Origin of the sequence: Gordonibacter pamelaeae 7-10-1-b, from assembly GCF_000210055.1 — a bacterium.
In the GTDB taxonomy this organism is placed as follows: Bacteria; Actinomycetota; Coriobacteriia; order Coriobacteriales; family Eggerthellaceae; genus Gordonibacter; species Gordonibacter pamelaeae.
The window spans coordinates 3,501,445-3,507,678 of sequence record NC_021021.1 but is presented as its reverse complement, the minus strand read 5'-3'; the positions used below and the strand labels follow the sequence as shown (position 1 = coordinate 3,507,678).

The 6,234-nt window shown below is 64.3% G+C and carries 5 protein-coding genes; 2 read left to right on the top strand and 3 right to left on the bottom strand.

Annotation, left to right across the window (positions count from 1 at the left end; all coding sequences use genetic code 11):
* Positions 1–91: 91 nt before the first annotated feature.
* Positions 92–1,330: an MFS transporter gene (locus tag GPA_RS16085; RefSeq protein ID WP_015540522.1), complete on the top strand. Its 1,239-nt coding sequence runs from the start codon at positions 92–94 to the stop codon at positions 1,328–1,330.
* 632 nt (positions 1,331–1,962) lie between these two features.
* Positions 1,963–3,189, top strand: a complete 1,227-nt coding sequence (locus GPA_RS16075) for a PucR family transcriptional regulator (protein ID WP_015540521.1) — start codon at positions 1,963–1,965, stop codon at positions 3,187–3,189.
* Positions 3,190–3,201: 12 nt separating this feature from the next.
* Here the strand turns inward: GPA_RS16075 and GPA_RS16070 are convergent, their stop codons facing one another.
* From GPA_RS16070 to GPA_RS16060, 3 genes are all read right to left on the bottom strand, one after another.
* Positions 3,202–3,630: an FKBP-type peptidyl-prolyl cis-trans isomerase gene (locus GPA_RS16070; RefSeq protein ID WP_015540520.1), complete on the bottom strand. Its 429-nt coding sequence runs from the start codon at positions 3,628–3,630 to the stop codon at positions 3,202–3,204.
* A gap of 89 nt (positions 3,631–3,719) precedes the next feature.
* Entirely contained in the window at positions 3,720–4,079 is a 360-nt protein-coding gene (locus GPA_RS16065) for a 4Fe-4S dicluster domain-containing protein (RefSeq protein WP_015540519.1), read from the bottom strand.
* Positions 4,080–6,234 (bottom strand): molybdopterin-dependent oxidoreductase (locus GPA_RS16060; RefSeq protein ID WP_041239821.1); only part of this gene is annotated, 2,155 nt, incomplete at its 5' end. It abuts the gene before it with no gap.

Sequence of the window (6,234 nt, the reverse complement as noted above, 5' to 3'; positions counted from 1 at the left end):
GCGGGCGCCCCGGCCAGCCGGGGAGGCGCGAGCTAGCGCAGGGTGCGGCCGCAAGCGGCCGCACGGGGAATCGACCAGCAAGGAGAGGAACATGGGAGAGAAAAGCAAGACCGGCAACGCCTGGGTGAACTTCATCCTCATCTTCGTCATGGGGGCCATCTTCGCCATCGGGTTCTTCAAGGTGCCGCCCGCCATGGGCAGCCTCATGGAGTACTTCCAGTGCGGCCTGGGCGAGGCGGGCTGGTTCATGTCGGCGTGCTCCGTGGCCGGCACCGTCATCGCGTTCGCAACCGGCGCCATCCAGACGAAGATCGGGCCGAAGGGCATGCTCATCGCCGCGCTGGTGTGCATGGCGCTCGACTCGCTCGTGGGCGTGCTCGCCCCGAACGTCGAGGTGTTCATCGCATCGCGCTTCATCGGCGGCTTGGGCAACGGCTTTCTGGCCACGGCCGGCCCCACGCTCATCGCGCTCTTGTTCAAGGATCCCGCCAAGCGCAGCCTGCCGAACTCCATCTGGGCCTGCTGGACGGCGGCCGGATCGCTCATCATGCTGAACTCCTATGCGTTCATCTTGGGCGCCACCGGCAGCTGGCAGGGCGTGTGGTGGGTGTGCCTGGCCATCGTGGTGGTTGGCCTCGTGCTCACCGTGTTCGGCATCCGCGTCGACCATGCCGAGGAGATGCAGATGGTGGCCGCCGGCGGCGACGTCAAGCCGTGGGCCGGCCTCACGTCCCTGAACTCGTGGCTGCTCGTGATCGTGTTCGCCTGCTTCGCGTTCATCTTCTCGGTATGGTCGGCCATGGCGCCCACCTACCTGCAGACGCCGCTCGTGGGCATGGACATGGCCGCTGCGAACTCCGTGTCGTCCATCACCACCGTCACCGGCATCGTGGGCTCGCTCATCATCGGCGTGGTGCTCACGAAGGTGAGGAACCAGCCGCTCGTGCTCGTGGGCACCATGGTGCTCTGCACCGTGGCCGGCGTGATCCAGTTCGTGTTCACCGGCCAGGCGGCGATCATCGTGGTGGCCGTGCTCGTGGGCCTGTTCACGAACATCGTGCCGCCCGCGCTGTTCTCGAACGCGCAGTGGGCCGCGAAGACCCCGGCCGGCGTGGCGCTGGTCATGGCCGCACTGCCCATCGGCTCGAACTTCGGCGGCATCCCCGCCGCCCCCATCGCCGGCGCCATCGTGGAGTCCACGGGCAGCTGGGCGATGGTGGCCGTGCCGCTGGGCATCGTGGGCGCCGTCGGACTGGTGTGCGCCGTCGTGTTCATGGCACGCTGCGGCAAGTACGCGGTGGGCGCCGCGAAGTCCGAGGACGCGCAGTAGAGCGACGGGCACCGGGGAGGCGTGAGACGCCCCTTCCATCCCCGACGTTTCGCAGGCCCCGGCGCCTCCCCTGGACGCCGCAACCGCCGAAACCAGAGCGGGCCGCAGGTTCAACCTGCGGCCCGCTTGCATGGGGGGCTCGCGCGCCGGGACACTTCTTCGCTCGGCGGCACGCTCCGGGTAGCATCGCTGTCGGCAGGCTTGGACTCCTTGGTATAATACGGCAAACACGTTTTCCCGCGAAAGGCCGTCCATGAAGCTAAGCCTTCACACCATCGAGCACGAGCTGGGAGCTGCGGTCGCAGGTTCGAGCATCGCGTCGGACGCCTGCGAGCCAGCACTCGAGTACCCGGCCCTCTTCAACGCGAGCGAGCACCGACTCTTCGAGCACATCGCGTACGTGGCCTCGTCGGACGATATCGACGCGTCGAAGGAGAAGATCAGGCGCCAGCTGAGTCGCAACCCCCCATCTCACCCTTGCGTTCATATGCCTGGGCGAACCGCCGGCGTTCTGCCTCGAGGCGAAAAACTGCGATGTCCTCTGGGTCGACGACAGGCAAAACGAGAGCAAGGCGTTCAACGCCGTCCAAGAGGCGTTCCAGAGGTTCAATGCCTGGGAACGCGAGCTCGGCATGATCGTGGAGCAGGGCGGCGAGCTGCCTGGACTCGTGAACGCGAGCCTGAAGGTATTCAAGAACGACATTTGCATCACCGACCCGTTCAGCCGTGTGCTCGCGCATCGCGTGTTCCGAAACGTCCGTTTCCCTCGCGAGCAGACCGACCTCATAAAGGAGGGAGCGTACCTTCCGAAGGGCATGCTCTTCGACGGCGTACGCGACGAGCAGGACGGCGAGAACTTCACCTCCCCGCTTCCCACCTTCTCCACCATGCAGGCGTTCGACTGCACGGTGCTCCGGTCAACCATCGGGCTGTCGCCCGAGTACGCCATCGTGCTGTCCATCCATCCCAACTTCCAACCGGTCGGCAAGAAGGACTGCGCCCCGGCGCTCACGCTGGCGTCCGCCATAGAGAGGCTCTACCGGGCGAGCAGCGCAACCGGTGGAAGCCGGCCGTTCATCAACGCGCATTCCTCGCTGAAGTCGCTCATCTTGGGCCGCCAAGTCTCCGACGCCGACCTCGTACAGAGCGCGATAGCGCAGGGATGGAGCCAGGATGCCGACGAGTACCAGTGCCTCTGCATCGATTTCGCCTCTTCCCTGCAGGTTCAGGACTGCTGCTTCATGCGACCCTACGCCGCGGTGTGCAGCCGGCTGCAAGCCACGTTCGACTGCGTCGCCTTCGTCGTGGAGAACCGCATAGTCGCTGCGCTGAACCGTTCGCGCATGGGGATGGAGGACGATCGGCTCGCCAACGACCTCGGACGCTTCGCCGAGGACCATCACCTTATCATCGGCTCGAGCGCTCCTTACCTTGGTCTGCGCAGCCTGCGCGACAGCTACCGCCAGGCATTCGCCGCCCTGCGCATGGGCTACGTGGGCGGCAGCGAAGAACTCGTGCCCTTCCCTGCCCATGCACTGGAAATAGGCATGAACTTCATCATGAAGGAGATGGCGCCCGAGCGCTTCTGTCCGAAGGAGCTGCTCGAGCTCGCCCAGCAAGACCATGACCTGTTCGTCGCGCTCAAAACGTACCTGCTGTCGAACTGCAATTCAAGCGAGGCAGGCAAGCGCCTCTCCCTGCAGCGCAACAGCTTCGTCTACCGCTTGGAGAAAGCCCGCAGGCTGCTGGGACTCGACTTGGATGATCCCGACACACGACTCTTGCTGCTTATATCGTTCAAGCTCATCGACCTGTATGGCCTGTCCAACATCGAGCCCCTCGCGCAACCGAGGAGCTGAGCGCGCCGCACCTCATTCCCGCTCGCCCACAAGCTCGATGTCGAACGCCAGCTCCTTGCCGGCCAGCGGATGGTTGAAGTCGACGCGCGCCATGCCCTCGCGCACCTCGAGCACTTTGGCCGGAAAGCGCAGCCCCTCTTCGGTGACGAAATAGAAGAGCCTGCCCACCTCGATGTCCTTCGCGTTGGGAATGGCGTACATAGGCGCCAGCTCCACTTTCTCCTCGATGCGCTCCCCGAAGGCATCGCATGCGGGCATGACGACGTGCCGGGACTCGCCCACCTCCATGGACGCCACAGCCTCGTCGAACCCATGGATGACCTCACCCGAGCCCACGACGAACTCCAGTGGTTCCTTGCCCTCGGTGCTGTCGAACACCGTCCCGTCCGCCAGCGTGCCGCGGTAGCGGACCCGAGCGGTCTTGCCATAGCTCGTCATCATGCGCTCCTTATCGCGAGGAGGGACCGGCCTTCGCACGTCTCGCTGCTTCCGGTCCCTCGGCTTTCCTTCCTTGCGCCTTTCGAAAGACGCTAGCAGACCGTGCCCGCCTTCGGCACGAAGACGGCGAACTTGGTCGAACCATCGAAGTTGCGCACGAGCTCGTCGACGGGGCCATAGCGCATGGCAAGGCTCTGGCAGTGCTTCACGCACAACGGCTTCTTGCCCTTGGCGGTGCGTTCGGCGCACAGGTCGCACTGGTCGGTGGGCACCGGGACGAAATCGTACTGGTACGCATCACCGTCGATCTGCCAAGGTCCGATCTTCTGTATCTTGATTCCCCAGCGGTCGACCGGCAAGCCGTGCTCCATCTGGCACGAAACCTCGCACGAATGGCAGCCCGTGCAGAACTCGTAGTTGATCAGCAGGCCGTATGCCTTGTCGTCAGCCATTTACACCAGCTCCTCGTTCATCGCGAAACGCTTCGCGATCTCGTCCATGTCGGTATCGCCAATAGCCTCGTCCGGCGCGCATTTGCGCACGCGGCACATATGCGACTTGCAGTTGTTTCCGAACCCGCTCTCCCCGCAACCCGCCTCCACGATGACGTTCGGGTTGGAGAGGTACGTGCCGTAGCAACCGCCGCCCTCGTCCTCGGGGTTCTTCTCGGGGAACCACCATGCGTGGTCGAGCGAGATGGTAGACGGGTCGAGCACGGGCGAGACGTTGGCCTTGAGCTGCACGCGCCCTAGATGGCTCTCGATCCAGCACCAGTCGCCCTGCCCGATGCCGTACTCCTCGGCAGTCTCGGGCGCTATCTCGAACTCAGGGTTCGGATGCAGTGCGCGCAGATGCGGGATCTGGCGGTGCTCCGAATGGAACGAGGCCCATTGGCGCGCGCCCGTGGTCATGATGAGCGGATAACGGGAAAGGTAGTCGTCCTTGTCGAAACGCTCGGGCACCTGGTTGGGACTGTAGGGTGGCTCGGCGTAGTGCGGGACCGGACGCTGCCCCCATTGCCCGAAGAGCGTCGAGTACAGCTCAATGCGGCCGGTGGGCGTGTTGAACCCGGGCTTTCCATCGGGGCGCTGCTCGCCCGTGCGGAACTTCTCGTAATGGTACTCGGGATAGATCCAGTTCTCGGCACGCGCCTCCTCGAATGTCATGCCCGTTTCCTTCATGGTGAAGGTGAAGAACTCCTCGAGCGTCTCGCCCGGCCACATCTCGGCATTCCATTGGCGTCCGAGCTCCCAGCAAATCTCCATGTCGGACTTGCTCTCGCCAAGCGCCTCGCAGGCTTTGTTCGTGGTCTGCACGTGGTAGTAGATCGAGCGTATGCCGTTGCGCTCGGGATACATGCATACGGGCAGGAACACGTCGCAGCACGCCTGGGCAGTCGGGGTCATGAACGGATCGACCATGACATTGAACTCTGCGTTCTTGTAAGCCTGCTCCATGCGCGTGTTCGGCTCCTGCGCCGTGCAGGAGAGCGGATTCGTGGATTGTATCCAGTTGGCGCGGATCTTGTAGGGACGGCTCGTGAGCATCTGGTCGACCGTCATGTCAGCTTGCGTGAGCACCACGCCGGAATACTTCAGCGCGGGGAAATCCTCGCCTCCGATACGCTGCCGCTGCTCTTCGAGTGTCAGGCACTCGGCCGGATCGGGAGGGTTCCACGTTTGGATATTGAAGGGCTGGTGCACCGTCACCATGCCGCCGGGGATGTCGATCTGCCCGGTGATGGACCACAGGTCGATGACGGCGGCCGACCCGGCAAGGCACTCCATGGTCATGTCGAGCGCAAGGCCCCACTGCACGGCCGTGGGCTTCTCGGCCATCATGCGCGCGGCTTGGGCGATCTTATCCTCGGGCAGCCACGTGACCTCCGCCGCGCGCTCAAGCGTCCATTCGCGCGTCGCCTCGTAGTACTCCTCGAAGCCGTAGCACCACCGCTCCACGAACTCGTGGTCGTAGAGGTCCTCCTCCACGATGAACTTCCCCATGGCGAGCGCGAGCGCGGCATCGGTGCTGCATCGGATCTGCAGCCAGAGGTCGGCGCGTGCGGCGAGCCACGTGAGCTTGGGATCGATGACCACGAGCTTGCTGCCGCGCTTCATGCAGTCCACGATCCAATGGCCCAGGTTGCCGTCGGCGTTTGACACGAGCGGGTTGTTGCCCCAGATGAATATGTTCTTGGGCGGCACCCAGCCTTCGTGGTCGTAACGGTCGTAGTGGTTCTGCGAGCAGTCGGGAACCGTATAGGTCCCCATGAGCACGTTGGAAGCGCCCACGCGCGGCACGTAGCAGCTGTTGCCCGACAGCATGTAGGCGTACTGAACGGAGCCGAACGCGTACTGCAGGCGCGTCATGTAGGGCGCGGTTCCGCGGCCGGTGCCCAAATGGAACACGACGGCCTTTGCGCCAGACTCGGCCTTGATGGCATCGAACTTCTCCTTGATGAGGGCGTAGGCCTCGTCCCAGGTGATGCGCTCCCACTTGTCGGCCTTTCCGCGGTCCCGCGGGTCGCGTCGCATGGGGTAGAGCACGCGATCCGGGTGGTACACGGCCTCCTTGAGCGCGATGCAGCGAGCGCAGAGGCGGCCTTGG

Bases quoted from the DNA above. Each gene is read 5' to 3' on its own strand.
- GPA_RS16085 (WP_015540522.1), top strand. From the start codon at position 92: ATGGGAGAGAAAAGCAAGACCGGCAACGCCTGGGTGAACTTCATCCTC.
- GPA_RS16075 (WP_015540521.1), top strand. From the start codon at position 1,963: ATGATCGTGGAGCAGGGCGGCGAGCTGCCTGGACTCGTGAACGCGAGC.
- GPA_RS16070 (WP_015540520.1), bottom strand. From the start codon at position 3,630: ATGATGACGAGCTATGGCAAGACCGCTCGGGTCCGCTACCGCGGCACG.
- GPA_RS16065 (WP_015540519.1), bottom strand. From the start codon at position 4,079: ATGGCTGACGACAAGGCATACGGCCTGCTGATCAACTACGAGTTCTGC.